Here is a 13,851-nt window from a genome sequence, read left to right as displayed (position 1 = left end):
GAGCCCGCTATGCGCAAGACATCTGCCCTTCCCCAAGGCCCCGCCGTGCCGCCCCGCCCCTCCGAGACATACGCACCGCAGTATTTCCTCGCCTCTGTCGGGGCCGGGGGCCTTGCGGTGACCTTCTTCATGTACCTGATGTTCTGGATCCCGCATGTGGGCCGCCCGGTACCGGTGTTTGGCGACATACAGGCGGCTTTCCTGTCGGGCACGCCTGCCCTGCAAGGCATGATTCTGATCGCGCTCTTTGGCATTGCGGGCTTTGCCGTGCTGAACCTGCGCGCGCTGGCCTGGAACCTCTCCCGGCTCAAACCCTTTCTGTCGTCCGAGCGGGGCAAGGCCCTCCGCGCGAGCAATGCCGAAAGCCAGCTGATGGCGCTGCCGCTGGCGCTGGCGATGTCGGTGAACATGCTGTTCATCCTCGGCCTCGTCTTCGTGCCCGGCCTCTGGGGCGTGGTGGAATACCTCTTCCCGCTGGCGATGGCCGGCTTTTTGGCCATTGGCGTGCTGGCCTTCCGCTTGCTGGGCGGTTTTCTGGGCCGGGTGCTGGTGCACGGCGGCTTTGACTGCAGTAAGAACAACTCCTTCGCCCAGATCCTGCCCGCCTTCGGCTTCGCCATGATCGGTGTCGGCATGGCCGCCCCGGCCGCGATGAGCCAACTGACGCTCACCGCCGGTCTGAGCCTGATCTTCTCGACCTTCTTCCTGATCACCGCCGCGCTGATCGCAGGGCTCGCGATGATCCTTGGCCTGCGCGCCATGATGGAGCACGGCGCCGCGCAGGAGACCGCCCCGACGTTGATGATCCTGATCCCGCTGATGACGATCCTTGCCATCCTCACTCTGCGGCAGGGCCACGGGCTGCACAGCCTCTTTGGCGGCCACACCGCCCCAGCCGACACGCTGATGAGCCTGACGCGGTTCCTCTCTGTCCAGATCCTCTTCGGACTGCTCGGGCTGATGGTGCTGGCGCGCCAAGGTTACGGCGCGCGCTTCCTCTGGGGGGCGGAGGCCTCGCCCGGCTCCTATGCGCTGGTCTGCCCCGGTGTGGCGATGAGCGTTCTGCTGCAGTTCTGGATCAACAAGGGGCTGGTGGCGAGCGGGCTGATCGCGAAATTCGGCCTTGCCTACTGGGCGCTCTCCGGCGTCGCCGTGGCCTTCCAGATCGCCATGATCGCGCTGCTGATCGGGCTGAACCGCAAGCACTTCGGCGCGCAGCCCGCCAACCCTGCGGCACCGGCCTAACCGCCGCCCAAGACGGGCGCGCCCTTGCCCCGCGCGCCCGTTTTCGCCACGTTCCCTGCCAAAGAGCAAACGGGAGGGTGACAGCATGACACTGAAAGGCCATTGCCTCTGCGGCGACACACGATGGGAAGCCGAGGGGCCGATGCTCTGGGCCTGTCATTGCCACTGCGCCGACTGCCGCCGCCAGTGCGCCGCCCCGGTTGTAACGTTCCTCGGTGTGCGCAGCTCGGGCTTTCGCTGGACAGGCGCGACGCCCGGTGCCTATGCCTCCTCCCCCGGTGTCACCCGCCATTTCTGCAGCCGCTGCGGCACGCCCGTGGCCTTTCAGGCCGAACGCTACGCAGGCGAGATCCATCTCTATGCCGCCGGGCTCGAGTCGCCCGAGGCTTTCACCCCGCGCTTCCACGTGCATCACGCCGAGAAACTGCCGTGGATCGCGCTTGACGATGCCCTGCCCAGATACGAAGGTTTCGCTCCAGCCGATGCGCCCGAGATCGGCGAGGCCTCCTAGGCCCGCCCGCGGGTGCCCCACAGAGCAATAAAGAGGACAGGCATGTCGGAACAGAGCCCGGAAGATCTGGAACGCCACGCGATGAAGATGGCCAAGAAGAAGGCCGCTCGCGACAAGATCATGGCCACGAAGACGGATAAGAAGGGCCTGATCATCATCCACACCGGCAAGGGCAAGGGCAAAAGCTCCGCTGCCTTCGGGATGATCTTCCGCTGCATCGCCCATGGCATGCCATGCGCCGTGGTGCAGTTCATCAAGGGCGGCATGGAGTGCGGCGAGCGCAACCTGATCACCGAGCGCTTTGCCGATCTTTGCGAATTCCACACGATGGGCGAGGGCTTCACCTGGGAAACCCAGGACAAGAGCCGCGACATCGAGATGGCGAAAGCGGCCTGGGAAAAGGCCAAGGAGCTGATCCGCGACCCCAAGAACACGATGGTGCTGCTGGACGAGATCAACATCGCCCTGCGCTACGATTACATCGACGTGAACGACGTTGTCGCCTTCCTGCGCGATGAGAAACCCGAGATGACCCATGTCGTGCTCACCGGGCGCAACGCCAAGGACGAGCTGATCGAGGTTGCCGATCTGGTAACGGAAATGGAACTGGTGAAACATCCGTTCCGCTCCGGGATCAAAGCGCAGATCGGTGTGGAGTACTGAAGGAAAGACGCTGCCCTTTCGTGCAGCTTCTTGCCTCCGGCGGGGATATTTACAGCCAGGTGAGGAAGCGCGGTGTGCCAGGTGCGCAGGGCCTGTGCGCTTTTGGGGCGCTGTGCCGGGCGGCGGCGCGCCCTAGGTTGGGCTAAGAGAGACAACACAAGGGACGACAGATGCCGAAGCTTCTGCTGATTTCGGGCTCGCTGCGGGCGGGCTCTTACAACCGTAAACTTCTGGAAGAGGCCGCGCGGCTGTTTGGCGAGGCCGAAGTGGTCCGCGCCGACCTGCGCCTGCCGCTTTATGATGGCGATCTGGAAGATGCCGAGGGCATTCCCGCCCAAGTGCAGGCACTGGCCGATCAGGTCGCAGCGGCCGATGCGGTGGTGATCTCGACGCCGGAATACAACAAGAACCTCTCCGGCGTGCTGAAGAACGCGCTGGACTGGGTGAGCCGCACCAAGGGCGGGCCGTGGCGCGGCAAGCCCGTGGCCATCGTCTCGGCCACCGGCGGGCGCGCAGGCGGCGAGCGGGCGCAGAACTCGCTGCGGCTGTGCCTCAATCCTTTCCGCCCCCATGTTCTGCCGGGGCCGGAGGTTCTGGTAGGCCAGTGCGAGGAGCAATTCGATGCGCAAGGCAGGCTGACCAACGTGCGCTATGAGAAGGCGCTCACCGAGTTGATGAGCGATCTGCGCGCTCTGAGCGCCCTGGCCAAGGCCGCTTAAGCGCGGGTGGCGATCTCCACGAGGTTGCCGTCCGGATCGCGCACGTAAAGAGAATCGATCGGCCCTGTCGCGCCTGTGCGGCGCACGGGACCTTCCTCCACTTTCACGCCGTGGTTTGCCAGATGCACCTGCCAGTTCTTCAGGCTGTTGGCCGAGAGAAAGCAAAGATCGGCAGAGCCCGGCTGGGGCGTTTGCGCCTTGGGCTCGAACTCCTTGCCTGCCACGTGCAGGTTCAGCTTCTGCAACCCGAAATGCAATGCGGTGCGCGGCTCGCCCCCTTCGGGCGTGAAGCTGCGGGCCTCCATGCCCAGCACCTCTGAATAAAATGCTACGGCGGCGTCGAGATCGGCCACCGTCAGGACCAGATGGTCCAGAGACGACACGCTCGGCATGTTCCCCCCTTCAAATGACCTGTGTTTCTCCAATAAGCTGGGATCATGCCAGAGAAAGCCCCCTTTTATCAAACCCTAACCTGCGCGCTGGATCCGGCGCGGGCACAAGCCCTGCATGCAAGCCTTGGCCGGGCCGGGGCCGCGCCATCGGCGGGCGCGGCGCTGCCGCCTTTCTGGCACCAGATCTATTTCTGGGATGCGCAGCCCCCGGACGCCCTCGGGCGGGACGGCCATCCGCGCACCGGGCAGGGCCTGATCCCCGACATGGGCCTGCCCCGCCGCATGTGGGCCGGGGGGCGGCTCACCTTCCACGCGCCGCTTACTTGCGGCACCCCGGCTAAGAAGCGCAGCACCGTGGAGGCCACCAAGCGTAAGGAGGGACGCAGCGGGCCTTTGGGTTTCGTCACCCTGCGCCACGAGATCTGGCAGGGCGGCGAACTCTGTATCACCGAATGGCAGGATCTCGTCTACCGGCAGGAGGCCGACCCCGCCACGCCGCGCCCCGTCGCGCCGCAAGCGCCAACGGATGAGGAGAGTGCCACTCGGCGCGCTTTCAACAGCACGCTGCTGTTTCGCTACTCCGCCCTGACCTTCAACGGCCACCGCATCCACTACGATGAGGTCTATGCCCGTCAGATAGAAGGCTACGCAGGCCTTGTGGTACACGGCCCCCTGCTGGCGCATATGCTGATGGAAAAGGCACAAGCAGAGCTGGGGCCGCTCGCGGCCTTCCGCTTCCGCGCCACCGCGCCCCTGATGCACAGCGAGGCGGCCATGTTCTGCCGCAAGGGCCAGCGCCTCTGGGTGCGCGCTGAGGATGGGCGGCTTTGCATGGAGGCCGAAGCCACGCCTGCCTGAAGTGCTAGAGGTTGTCTTCCACGCGGAAGCCTTCGGGGATCGCGTCGCGCCCCTCCAGTATCAGGCCTGCCATCACCTGCGCCACTTTCGGGGCCATGCCGAAACCGATCTTGAAGCCGCCGTTGGCGATGAAATGGCCGGGCCTTCCGGGCCACGCCCCCAGCATCGGCGCGCGGCTTTTGGCGCGTGGGCGCACCCCGGCCCAGCGCTCCAGCACCTCTGCGCCTTGCAGCATCGGAAAGGCCGCAAGCGCGCGGGCGTGGATGGCATCAAGCTGCTCATCCGTGGACGCAGGGTCGCTGAACTCCCGTTCACTGGTGGAGCCGATCGCCACCGTGCCATCGGCATGGGGGATGATATGCAGCGCATCGGCGAAGAGCTGCGGCTTGTCCGACGCGGCGAAGCGCAGGAGCAACGCCTGCCCTTTCACCCCGCCGCCAAGGCTACGCCCAAAGGCCTCCGACAGCGCCGCAAGCCCGGCGTGGCCCGTGGCCCAGAGCACCTGCCCTTCGTCGGCTGCCTCGGCCACGATCTCCGCCCCGCGTGCCGTCAGCGCCGCAGCCAGAGCGGCCGAGGCCCGGCGCGGATGCATCCGGCCGCTCAGCGTGTCGTGGATCAGGAACCCCGTGGGGCTCTCGGGCCGCCAGCCCTCATGCGCGCCTTGCGGCACCACCTGCCATACCGCTTTGCCCTGCCAGAGCGCTTCGGTCTGCGCGGCGCGCTCCTGCGCCAGCGCAAGGCTGCGGTCGTCGGCGATGGGCTGCAGCCGGCCGGAGCGCGCATAGCCCGGATCCTGCCCGCCGGCCTGCGCCACCGCCTGCCAAAACCCTTCCGCCATCATCAGGCTTTCGAACTGGAACTGCTTCTTCGCATTCCACCGCTCCGGCGTATGCGGGGCCAGCGCCCCCACGAGCCCGCCCGACGCCCCCGCGCCCACGCCATAAGGGTCCACCACGCGCACCCGCGCGCCCGCCTGCAGGCAGGCCCAGGCCACCGAAAGCCCAAAGATCCCCGCGCCGCGTACCGTCACATCCACCGTTGCCATCGCCCGCCGCCTTCGCCATTGTCCGCCCGTTCGCCCCTGCTTTTAGGATATCCCATGCCCCGGAGCCAGACAGCCGATCTCGACTGGCGCGACGGCGCCCTGCCCGTCTCCCGCCAGTTCGACGACCCCTATTTCTCGCTGGAAAACGGCCTTGCGGAGACGCGGCATGTGTTTCTGGCCGGCAACGGGCTTCCGGCGCGCTTCAAACCGGGGTTTCAGATCGCGGAACTGGGCTTTGGCACCGGGCTGAACCTCTTCGCGGCGCTGCTGGCGTGGCGGGATAGCGGCCAGAGCGGCCCGCTGCGCTTCACCAGTTTCGAAGCCTACCCGATGACGGCCACCGACATGGCTCGCGCGCTCGCGGCCTTCCCCGAGGCCCGCGCCATTGCCGATCCCTTCCTTGCACAATGGGAGGCCGGCGCGCGGCAGGTCACCCTGCCCGATCTCATCGCCGACATCCGCATCGGCGATGCGCGGCAGGAGCTGGCCCGCTGGGAGGGCAAGGCCGACGCCTGGTTCCTCGACGGCTTCGCGCCTGCACGCAACCCCGAGCTCTGGGAAGAGGCGCTGATGCGCGAGGTTGCCCGCCACACTGCGCCCGGCGGCAGCGCCGCCACCTACACGGCCGCCGGTTTCGTGCGGCGCGGGCTCGCGGAGGCGGGCTTCACCGTTGAGCGTATCCCCGGCCACGGGCGCAAACGCCACATGACGAAAGCCACGCTCACCGGCCCGGCAGCACCCAAATGACGGAGCAGAACACCCGGCTCGGCATCCTTCTGATGGTCGCCACCACCTTCGTCTTCGCCCTGCAGGACGGCATCTCGCGCCACCTTGCGGGCGAATACAACACGTTGATGGTTGTGATGGTGCGCTACTGGTTCTTCGCCGCCTTCGTGGTGGTGATCGCCGCGCGCCGCCCGGGCGGGCTGCGCGCCACCGCGCGCACGGGCCAACCGCTGCTGCAGATCTTCCGGGGGCTCCTGCTGGCCATGGAGATCTGCGTGATGGTTCTGGCCTTCGTGCTGCTCGGCCTCGTAGAAAGCCACGCCGTCTTCGCCTGCTACCCGCTGATCATCGCCGCGCTCTCAGGCCCGGTGCTGGGCGAAAAGGTCGGCTGGCGGCGTTGGGGCGCCATCGGCATCGGCTTCATCGGCGTGCTGATCATCCTGCAGCCCGGCAGCGGCGTCTTTGCTCCGGCCGCCGTGGTGCCGCTGCTCTCGGCCACGATGTTTGCCTGCTACGGGCTCGCCACCCGCTTCGCCGCCCGCAAGGACAGCGCCGCGACGAGCTTCTTCTGGACAGGCACCGTGGGCGCCGCCGCGATGACAGCCATCGGGATCTGGTCGTGGGAGCCGATGACAGCGCCGGATTGGGGCTGGATGGCGCTGCTCTGCGTCTTTGGCGCGCTTGGCCACTGGCTGCTGATCAAATGCTACGCCGTGGCCGAGGCCAGCGCCGTACAACCCTTCGCCTATCTGCAACTCGTCTTCGCCTCCACCATGGGCATCCTGCTCTTCGGCGAAGCGCTGCGCCCCAATGTGGCGCTGGGGGCTGCCATTGTCACCGCCGCCGGCATCTTCACGCTGCTGCGCAGCCGGGCCCGCGCCGCGCCCCCGGAGGATCCGGCCAAACCCGCCTCCTGAGCCTACTTTGTTCTACAAATATCTCGGGGTGCGGGGCAGAGCCCCGCTCTTGCCTGCGCTGCGGGGCGCAAGGCCCGCAGCGCAACCTTCCCCTCAAGAGCCGTTCAACTCTTCCGCGAGCCGTGGAAGGCCCACCTGCCCCGACATCCGTGCGCGGTAAATCGGCAGGGCTTCGGTCACCCGCATCACGTAGTTGCGGGTCTCGGTGAAGGGGATGTGCTCGATCCAGTCGACGATATCAACCCCGGCCGAGCGCGGATCGCCGCGCTCCTCGATCCAGCGCCGCGCGCGGCTGGGGCCGGCGTTATAGGCCACGGAGACGAGGATATAGTTCTCTCCGAACTCCTCGATCAACTCGTTCAGGTAAGCGGTGCCGAGTTTCGCGTTGTAGCCCCAGTCGCTCAGCAGGCGGCCCTTGGAATAGTCCACGCCCACTTCCTTCGCCATGTCCTGCGCCGTGCCGGGCATCAACTGCATCAACCCGCGCGCGCCCACGGGGCTGATCACGGCGGGGTCAAACTCGCTTTCCCGCCGCGCGATGGAAAGCGCCAGTTCCGGTGGCACCGGCATGGGCCCGTCGGCCAATTCGTGAAGGGGGTAGTAGGCCTTGTCGATCACGTGCCCCATGCTGGCGGCCTGTTTGGCGACCATCAGCGCGATATGCGGCTCGTTGATGGCAAAGGCCAGATCGCCAAGCTGCCCCAGCGCCGTGCGGTCCTGCGTTTCGGCCAGATGCACGAGGAAGCGCTCCGCAAGGCTCAGTTCGCCTGCCTTGTGCAGGATCAGCGCCGCATGCAGCACGTCGCTGGTCATGAAGCTGGCCTGTCGCCAGTCGGGGAAGACCTCCGCCCCGGTCAGCGCCGGGTCCATCGGCAGCCCGGCGGCTTCGGCCGCGAGCAGCCCGTAGAAGCTCGATTGATAGGTCGCGCCGAAGGCATAGGCCTCCCGCGCCCGATCGGCCTCGCCCATCGCCGCAAGCGCCCGGCCCTGCCAGTAGCCCGCGCGCCCGTTGCTGATCGGAGAGGAGACCTCCTCGCGCAGGTGGGAGAAATGCCCGTAGGCCGTGGCCGGATCGTTCAGGTAGCGCAGGGCGATATAGCCCGCGAGCCACTCCAGATCGGCATAAGCGCTGCCGCCGGTCAGGAAGTGGTTGGCCGCGATGCGATAGGCCGTCTGCGCGTTGCCTTCGCGCATTTCCACCCGCGCAAGCGCCCGCCGCCAGCCGGACCAGCGCTCCGGCTCGCCAAGGGCGGCAGCGCTTGTGCTGCGCTCCAGAAGAAGCGCGATCGCATCGGCATTGCGCCCCTTGCGGGCGCGCCAGTTGAACCGCTCATAGGCCAGCCCCGGATGATCAGCGAGTGACGCTGGGACCTTCTCGATCAGCCCATCCACACCCGGCGCCTGATCGCGCAACGCAAGCCGCGCTGCGCCCAGCGCCCGCCAGCCCTCGGATACGAAAGGATACATCGCCTCGGCCTGAATCTTCTCGCCCTGCCACAGCAGCATGTCGAGCCGTGCCTCATTGTGCGGCGTCACAAGCTTGCCGTGCCGCTCAAGGAAGGCCTCGCGCTCTTCGCGGGTCAGATCCAGCGTGCGCCAAGCCAGCACCAGCGTGGCCTCGGCCTCGCCCTGATTGCCAAGCCGCGCCTGCGCTTCTCCAAGCCGCAACGCGCCGACGCCGGTTTGCGGAAGCGCGCCCCCAAAGTAGGCCAGGACATTCTGCGGCGACGCCCCGCGCGGGATGCTGTCCTCCCCGCGTTTGCGCAGCAGCGGCAGGCCGGGCCAGTCGCTGTTGTCGGTCAGAAAGGCGATGTAGTCGGGCATCTCGCCCCGGCCTGCGCGTAGGCGGTGCCATTCCACCAGATCCTCGACAACTTCATTGCCCGCCCGCGCGCGGCGGGTGGCTTCGTCCCAGTCCCCCTGCCGCATCGCCTCAAAGGCGTTGCCCAGCACGCGGGCCTCGGAAAGCTGCTGCGCGCCGACCGCTGTCGCGGCGCACAGGAATAGGCTGCTCACAAGTAAGCTCAATCGGTGCATTCTCTGCAAACCTCTGCTCGGCTTCCGCCCGTTTTCGGAACTCTAGCCCCGCCCCGCACAGGGGCAATTCACAAACTTGGCAATTGCCGCGATCGCGGATAGGTTCCGCGCGCTTGCAATCGGGCGACTCGCCCACATCATACAGAAAAATTCGAACCAAAGGAGACGTGTCATGTTCAAAGGGTCCATTCCAGCCCTGGTGACGCCGTTCAAGAACGGCGAACTGGATATCGACACGCTCAAACGCCTCGTCGATTGGCACATTGCTGAAGGCTCCAGCGGTTTCGTGCCCGTGGGCACCACCGGCGAAAGCCCCACCTTGAGCCACCGCGAGCATGAGATCGTGGTGGAAGAGGTGGTGAAAGCCGCCGCGGGCCGCGTGCCGGTGATCGCGGGCGCTGGCTCCAACAGCACCTCGGAATCGATTCACCTCGCCCAGCACGCCGAAAGCGTGGGGGCGGATGCGATCCTCGTGGTCACGCCCTATTACAACAAGCCGACGCAGGAAGGGCTCAAGGCTCATTTCCGCGCCATCCACGATGCCTGTGGCCTGCCGATCATCATCTACAACATCCCCGGCCGCTCCATCGTGGACATGACGCCCGACACCATGGGCGAGCTGGCGAAGCTGCCGCGTATCGTGGGCGTGAAGGATGCCACCGGCGATCTGTCCCGCGTGCCCCAGCAGCGCATCACCTGCGGCACCGATTTCGCGCAGCTCTCCGGCGAAGACGCCACCGCGCTCGGCTTCAACGCCCATGGCGGCGTGGGCTGCATCTCGGTGACGGCCAACGTCGCGCCCAAGCTCTGCGCCGATTTCCAGGCTGCAACGCTTTCCGGCGATTACCCGGCCGCGCTTTCGCTTCTGGACCGCCTGATGCCGCTGCATATGGCAATCTTCACCGAGCCCGGCCTCGTGGGCGCGAAATACGCGATGAGCAAACTGGGCCTCTGCGGCGAGGAAATCCGCCTGCCGCTCACCCCGGCCACCGCGCCCACGCGCGAGAAGATCGACGCCGCCCTGCGCCACGCGGGCCTGTTGAACTGATCTGAACGGGCTACGCAGCCCAAACATTTTGAGGCCCGCCGCTCAATGCGGCGGGTTTCGCTGTTTCTGGATCGACTGGATCCGATCCGGCCATGTCGAAGCGATATAGGCCAGCACATCCCAGATCTGCTCCGAACTCAGCACGCCCTCGAACCCCGGCATGCCGCTGTCGAAATTGCTGATCCCGCGCGCCTCCAGAGCCCCCGCGCCGCCAAGCCACGTGTAGTCGAACAAGAGCTGATTGTCGTGGTGCCACGTATGCCCGCTCGCATCGTGAGGCGGGGCCGGTAACCGGCCATCGGGGCCGGGGCTCTGCCAGTCCGGCTGGCCTTCCAATTTCGCACCATGGCACGCTGCACAATGCTCAGCGTAGAGCGCCCGCCCCGCCGCCGTATCGCGCCCTTCCAGCTCATGAGCCGCAAACACGGGCGCAGCCCAAAGCGCGGCAGCACCGAACACAACGAATCTCCGCATTCTATCCCACATCACTGGATTCCGTTGGCCTGCTGCAATTCCCGAACATAGGCGATGATCAGCGCCACATCCGCCCGGCTCAGCCCTTGTACCGGGGGCATGTTGCCGAAGGTCCAGTGATGCGCCTGTACCCCCTGCGCAACCGCGCGCTGGAACGACTCGTCGGCATGGTGGGAGGGCTCGTAGATCTTGTGCACCAGCGGCGGCGCGACGCCGTCCTGACCTACGGCATTGGGCCCGTGGCACTGCGCGCAATAGAGATCGAAGCCGCGCTTGCCGATCGCGGCATTCTCCGACAGCACCTCGGGCACGATGATCTGCACCAGCGCCGCCCCCTCCAGCGCGGCCACCGGCTCCTGCGCCGTGTCCGCGCCGCCGCCAAACATGACAAAACCGGCCACGACGGCCAGAGCCACGCCCCCTGTTGCGATCAGCGTTTTCTTCATTTCCATGGATGCCCCTGTTCTTGGTGAAGCCTCGCCTAAGGCTTCCATCTAGGGGAAGGTCAAAGGCTTTCGCGCCCCGTTCACGGCATCGTGCCCCTCTGGACTAATTCCGGCCCAAAGCTTAAGTGCGCTGCATGGCCAAGAAAAAGCAGACCCCGGAAGAAAAGAACTACAAGGTGATCGCCGAGAACCGGCGTGCCCGCTACGATTACGCCATCGAGGACGATCTCGAATGTGGCGTGATGCTGCTTGGCTCCGAGGTCAAATCCCTGCGCACCGGCCAGTCCAACATCGCCGAGAGCTATGCCTCCGTGGACAACGGCGAGCTGTGGCTGACGAACTGCTACATCGCGCCCTATGAACAGGCCAAGACCTTCGGCCATGAAGAGCGGCGCAAGCGCAAGCTTCTGGTCTCCCGCAAGGAGCTTTCCCGCCTCTGGAACGAGACCCAGCGCAAGGGCATGACGCTGGTGCCGCTGGTGCTCTACTTCAACCACAAGGGCTACGTGAAGCTGAAGATCGGCATCGCCAAGGGCAAGAAGACGGTCGACAAGCGCGAAACCGAGGCCAAGCGCGATTGGGGCCGCCAGAAGCAGCGCCTGCTACGCCACGGCGAATAAGCCGCCTATTTGCTTGCCCTTCGTCCCTCCCGGCGCTAGGCAAGGGCTGCCCGCCCGGGGCGCGACCCGGCACGTTGCGGGCTGCGCAAACTGGGGGAAGGCATGGCAACGGACGATCCGAAAACGCTGGTATCCACGGAGTGGCTTGCCGCCCATCTGAAGGATCCCGACCTGCGCGTGCTCGATGCCTCCTGGTATCTGCCCGCTGAGGCGCGCGATCCCAAGGCCGAGTATGACGCCGCCCATATCCCTGGCGCACGCTTCTTCGACATCGAGGAGATCAGCGATCACCGCTCCGAGATGCCCCATATGGCACCGCCGGTGGAGAAATTCATGTCCCGCATGCGGGCGATGGGCGTGGGCGATGGCCATCAGGTCGTGATCTATGACGGCTCTGGCCTGTTCTCCGCCGCCCGCGTCTGGTGGCTGTTCCGCCTGATGGGCAAAACCGATGTCGCCGTGCTGGATGGCGGCTTTCCCAAGTGGCAGGCCGAGGGCCGCCCGGTCGAGGACATGCCGCCGATCATTCGCGACCGCCATATGACGGTGCAGCGGCAGGCGCATCTGGTGAAGGACGTCACGCAGGTGGCCCATGCCGCCAAGCTCGCCGATCACGCCATCGTCGATGCCCGCTCGCCCTCGCGCTTCCGCGGCGAGGCCCCGGAGCCCCGCGCAGGCCTGCGCGCAGGCCACATCCCCAATTCCCGCAACGTGCATTACGCAAGCCTGCTGAACGCCGACAAGACCCTGAAATCGCCCGAAGAGACCCGCGCGGTCTTCGAGGCTGCCGGCGTCGATCTGGCCAAACCCGTGATCACCACCTGCGGCTCCGGCGTCACCGCGGCCGTCCTCTCCCTTGCGCTGGAGCGCATGGGCCATCGCGATCATTCGCTCTACGACGGCTCCTGGGCCGAGTGGGGCATGTTCCCTTACCTCAACGTAGCAACCGGCGAAGCCTAACCATGCTCGAACTCCTCCAACAACAACCCGCAGACAAGATCCTCGCCCTGATGCAGGCCTTCCGGGAAGATCCCCGCGACGGCAAGATCGACCTGGGCGTCGGTGTGTACAAGAACGCAGAGGGCGTCACGCCCGTGATGCGCGCCATCAAGGCCGCCGAGAAAACCCTGTGGGAAACGGAGACGACGAAATCCTACACCGGGCTCGCGGGCGATCCGGCCTTCGGCGATGCGATGATCGATCTGGTGCTGGGCACTTCGGTTGTGCGCGCCCGCATCGCCGCCGTGGCCACGCCCGGCGGAACCGGCGCGATCCGGCAGGGCTTCGAGCTGATCAAATGGGTCAACCCGGACGCCACCGTCTGGCTATCCGCCCCGACCTGGCCCAACCACCCCTCGATCCTGAAGTTCCTCAAGATGCCGATGGCCGAGTACCGCTATTTCGACGAGGAAACCCGCGGTGTCGATTTCGAAGGCATGCTGGAAGATCTCGCGCAGGTGAAGGCGGGTGACGTCGTGCTGCTGCACGGCTGCTGCCACAACCCGACGGGCGCCAACCTGACACTGGCGCAATGGGCCGAGGTGATCTCCGTCCTGCAGGACGTGGGCGCGGTGCCCTTCGTGGACATCGCCTACCAGGGCTTCGGCGATGGTCTGGAAGAAGACGCCGCCGCCGTGCGCATGGTGGCGAGCGAAATGCCCGAATGCCTGATCGCGGCCTCCTGCTCCAAGAACTTCGGCATCTACCGCGAGCGCACCGGCCTGCTGATGGCGATCTCGGAAAAAGCCGACGGCCAGCCGCTGGCCCAGGGCAGCCTCGCCTTCCTGAACCGCCAGAACTACTCCTTCCCGCCCGACCACGGCGCCCGGCTTGTGACGATGATCCTCACCGATCCCGCCCTGCGCGCCGAGTGGCAGACGGAGCTGGAGGAGGTGCGCCTCGGCATGCTCTCGCTGCGCCAGCAACTGGCCGATGAGTTGCAGCGTGCCGCGGGGTCCGATCGCTTCGGCTTCCTCGCCCAGCACCGCGGCATGTTCTCCCGCCTCGGCACCACGCCCGAACTGGTGGAAAAACTGCGCGCCGATCACGCGATCTACATGGTCGGCGACAGCCGCATGAACATCGCCGGCCTCAACGCCCAAACCGTGCCGATCCTCGCCAAAGCGATCGTGGACGCCGGTATCTGAGCA

General features: G+C 66.3%; 16 protein-coding genes. 11 read left to right on the top strand and 5 right to left on the bottom strand.

Annotation, left to right across the window (positions count from 1 at the left end):
- Positions 1-9 precede the first annotated feature (9 nt).
- The 4 genes from KVX96_RS03710 (at position 10) to KVX96_RS03695 (ending at position 3,138) form a co-directional block, all read left to right on the top strand.
- Positions 10-1,245 (top strand): TsoY family (seleno)protein, encoded by a 1,236-nt coding sequence (locus tag KVX96_RS03710; RefSeq protein WP_261192900.1) that lies wholly within the window; start codon positions 10-12, stop codon positions 1,243-1,245.
- Between the two features lie 85 nt (positions 1,246-1,330).
- A complete protein-coding gene (locus KVX96_RS03705; RefSeq protein ID WP_261192899.1) occupies positions 1,331-1,756 on the top strand; it encodes a GFA family protein in 426 nt (141 codons plus the stop codon).
- A 42-nt stretch (positions 1,757-1,798) separates the two neighbouring features.
- On the top strand, positions 1,799-2,419 hold the full coding sequence (gene cobO, locus KVX96_RS03700) for a cob(I)yrinic acid a,c-diamide adenosyltransferase (RefSeq protein ID WP_261192898.1): 621 nt from the start codon (positions 1,799-1,801) through the stop codon (positions 2,417-2,419).
- Between the two features lie 170 nt (positions 2,420-2,589).
- Positions 2,590-3,138: an NADPH-dependent FMN reductase gene (locus tag KVX96_RS03695; protein WP_261192896.1), complete on the top strand. Its 549-nt coding sequence runs from the start codon at positions 2,590-2,592 to the stop codon at positions 3,136-3,138.
- Here KVX96_RS03695 and KVX96_RS03690 read toward each other — a convergent pair.
- Positions 3,135-3,530 carry a VOC family protein gene (locus KVX96_RS03690; protein WP_261192895.1) on the bottom strand — a complete coding sequence of 132 codons (396 nt, stop codon included), beginning with the start codon at positions 3,528-3,530 and terminating at the stop codon, positions 3,135-3,137. The genes KVX96_RS03695 and KVX96_RS03690 overlap by 4 nt on opposite strands.
- Before the next feature lie 45 nt (positions 3,531-3,575).
- Between KVX96_RS03690 and KVX96_RS03685 the strand changes: the two genes are divergently transcribed.
- The gene (locus KVX96_RS03685; protein ID WP_261192893.1) at positions 3,576-4,388 is read left to right on the top strand and encodes a MaoC family dehydratase N-terminal domain-containing protein; all 813 of its coding nucleotides are present in this window, start codon (positions 3,576-3,578) and stop codon (positions 4,386-4,388) included.
- 4 nt (positions 4,389-4,392) lie between these two features.
- Here the strand turns inward: KVX96_RS03685 and KVX96_RS03680 are convergent, their stop codons facing one another.
- Positions 4,393-5,433 carry an NAD(P)/FAD-dependent oxidoreductase gene (locus KVX96_RS03680; RefSeq protein WP_261192892.1) on the bottom strand — a complete coding sequence of 347 codons (1,041 nt, stop codon included), beginning with the start codon at positions 5,431-5,433 and terminating at the stop codon, positions 4,393-4,395.
- 54 nt (positions 5,434-5,487) lie between these two features.
- Here KVX96_RS03680 and mnmD point away from each other — a divergent pair, with 54 nt between their 5' ends.
- On the top strand, positions 5,488-6,180 hold the full coding sequence (gene mnmD / locus KVX96_RS03675) for a tRNA (5-methylaminomethyl-2-thiouridine)(34)-methyltransferase MnmD (protein ID WP_261192891.1): 693 nt from the start codon (positions 5,488-5,490) through the stop codon (positions 6,178-6,180).
- Positions 6,177-7,076 carry a DMT family transporter gene (locus KVX96_RS03670; RefSeq protein WP_261192890.1) on the top strand — a complete coding sequence of 300 codons (900 nt, stop codon included), beginning with the start codon at positions 6,177-6,179 and terminating at the stop codon, positions 7,074-7,076. Before mnmD ends, KVX96_RS03670 begins: the two co-directional genes overlap by 4 nt.
- A gap of 93 nt (positions 7,077-7,169) precedes the next feature.
- On the opposite strand, the gene KVX96_RS03665 is transcribed toward KVX96_RS03670, so the two are convergent.
- Positions 7,170-9,092 carry a lytic transglycosylase domain-containing protein gene (locus KVX96_RS03665; RefSeq protein WP_261192889.1) on the bottom strand — a complete coding sequence of 641 codons (1,923 nt, stop codon included), beginning with the start codon at positions 9,090-9,092 and terminating at the stop codon, positions 7,170-7,172.
- A gap of 193 nt (positions 9,093-9,285) precedes the next feature.
- Between KVX96_RS03665 and dapA the strand changes: the two genes are divergently transcribed.
- Positions 9,286-10,161, top strand: coding sequence for a 4-hydroxy-tetrahydrodipicolinate synthase (gene dapA, locus KVX96_RS03660; RefSeq protein WP_261192888.1), 876 nt, complete (start codon positions 9,286-9,288; stop codon positions 10,159-10,161).
- 42 nt (positions 10,162-10,203) lie between these two features.
- On the opposite strand, the gene KVX96_RS03655 is transcribed toward dapA, so the two are convergent.
- Both KVX96_RS03655 and KVX96_RS03650 read right to left on the bottom strand, forming a co-directional pair.
- Entirely contained in the window at positions 10,204-10,635 is a 432-nt protein-coding gene (locus KVX96_RS03655) for a c-type cytochrome (protein WP_261192887.1), read from the bottom strand.
- Between the two features lie 11 nt (positions 10,636-10,646).
- Positions 10,647-11,081 carry a c-type cytochrome gene (locus KVX96_RS03650; protein WP_409977115.1) on the bottom strand — a complete coding sequence of 145 codons (435 nt, stop codon included), beginning with the start codon at positions 11,079-11,081 and terminating at the stop codon, positions 10,647-10,649.
- A 134-nt stretch (positions 11,082-11,215) separates the two neighbouring features.
- Here KVX96_RS03650 and smpB point away from each other — a divergent pair, with 134 nt between their 5' ends.
- From smpB to KVX96_RS03635, 3 genes are all read left to right on the top strand, one after another.
- Entirely contained in the window at positions 11,216-11,701 is a 486-nt protein-coding gene (gene smpB, locus KVX96_RS03645) for an SsrA-binding protein SmpB (RefSeq protein WP_261192886.1), read from the top strand.
- A gap of 102 nt (positions 11,702-11,803) precedes the next feature.
- On the top strand, positions 11,804-12,661 hold the full coding sequence (gene sseA, locus KVX96_RS03640; protein WP_261192885.1) for a 3-mercaptopyruvate sulfurtransferase: 858 nt from the start codon (positions 11,804-11,806) through the stop codon (positions 12,659-12,661).
- Between the two features lie 2 nt (positions 12,662-12,663).
- Complete coding sequence (locus KVX96_RS03635; protein ID WP_261192884.1) at positions 12,664-13,848, top strand: aromatic amino acid transaminase; 1,185 nt, start codon at positions 12,664-12,666, stop codon at positions 13,846-13,848.
- Positions 13,849-13,851: the final 3 nt, after the last annotated feature.

This window comes from Pseudoruegeria sp. SHC-113 (assembly GCF_025376885.1).
In the GTDB taxonomy this organism is placed as follows: domain Bacteria; phylum Pseudomonadota; class Alphaproteobacteria; order Rhodobacterales; family Rhodobacteraceae; genus Pseudoruegeria.
The sequence above is the reverse complement of the archived record's forward strand: the minus strand, read 5'-3'. Positions and strand labels throughout refer to the sequence as shown.

Excerpts from the sequence above, each read along its gene's own strand:
- KVX96_RS03650 (WP_409977115.1), bottom strand. The coding sequence starts at position 11,081 with ATGAAGAAAACGCTGATCGCAACAGGGGGCGTGGCTCTGGCCGTCGTG.
- KVX96_RS03670 (WP_261192890.1), top strand. The coding sequence starts at position 6,177 with ATGACGGAGCAGAACACCCGGCTCGGCATCCTTCTGATGGTCGCCACC.
- KVX96_RS03635 (WP_261192884.1), top strand. The coding sequence starts at position 12,664 with ATGCTCGAACTCCTCCAACAACAACCCGCAGACAAGATCCTCGCCCTG.
- KVX96_RS03680 (WP_261192892.1), bottom strand. The coding sequence starts at position 5,433 with ATGGCAACGGTGGATGTGACGGTACGCGGCGCGGGGATCTTTGGGCTT.
- mnmD (WP_261192891.1), top strand. The coding sequence starts at position 5,488 with ATGCCCCGGAGCCAGACAGCCGATCTCGACTGGCGCGACGGCGCCCTG.
- KVX96_RS03685 (WP_261192893.1), top strand. The coding sequence starts at position 3,576 with ATGCCAGAGAAAGCCCCCTTTTATCAAACCCTAACCTGCGCGCTGGAT.
- KVX96_RS03690 (WP_261192895.1), bottom strand. The coding sequence starts at position 3,530 with ATGCCGAGCGTGTCGTCTCTGGACCATCTGGTCCTGACGGTGGCCGAT.
- dapA (WP_261192888.1), top strand. The coding sequence starts at position 9,286 with ATGTTCAAAGGGTCCATTCCAGCCCTGGTGACGCCGTTCAAGAACGGC.
- sseA (WP_261192885.1), top strand. The coding sequence starts at position 11,804 with ATGGCAACGGACGATCCGAAAACGCTGGTATCCACGGAGTGGCTTGCC.
- KVX96_RS03710 (WP_261192900.1), top strand. The coding sequence starts at position 10 with ATGCGCAAGACATCTGCCCTTCCCCAAGGCCCCGCCGTGCCGCCCCGC.
- smpB (WP_261192886.1), top strand. The coding sequence starts at position 11,216 with ATGGCCAAGAAAAAGCAGACCCCGGAAGAAAAGAACTACAAGGTGATC.
- KVX96_RS03705 (WP_261192899.1), top strand. The coding sequence starts at position 1,331 with ATGACACTGAAAGGCCATTGCCTCTGCGGCGACACACGATGGGAAGCC.
- KVX96_RS03655 (WP_261192887.1), bottom strand. The coding sequence starts at position 10,635 with ATGCGGAGATTCGTTGTGTTCGGTGCTGCCGCGCTTTGGGCTGCGCCC.
- cobO (WP_261192898.1), top strand. The coding sequence starts at position 1,799 with ATGTCGGAACAGAGCCCGGAAGATCTGGAACGCCACGCGATGAAGATG.
- KVX96_RS03695 (WP_261192896.1), top strand. The coding sequence starts at position 2,590 with ATGCCGAAGCTTCTGCTGATTTCGGGCTCGCTGCGGGCGGGCTCTTAC.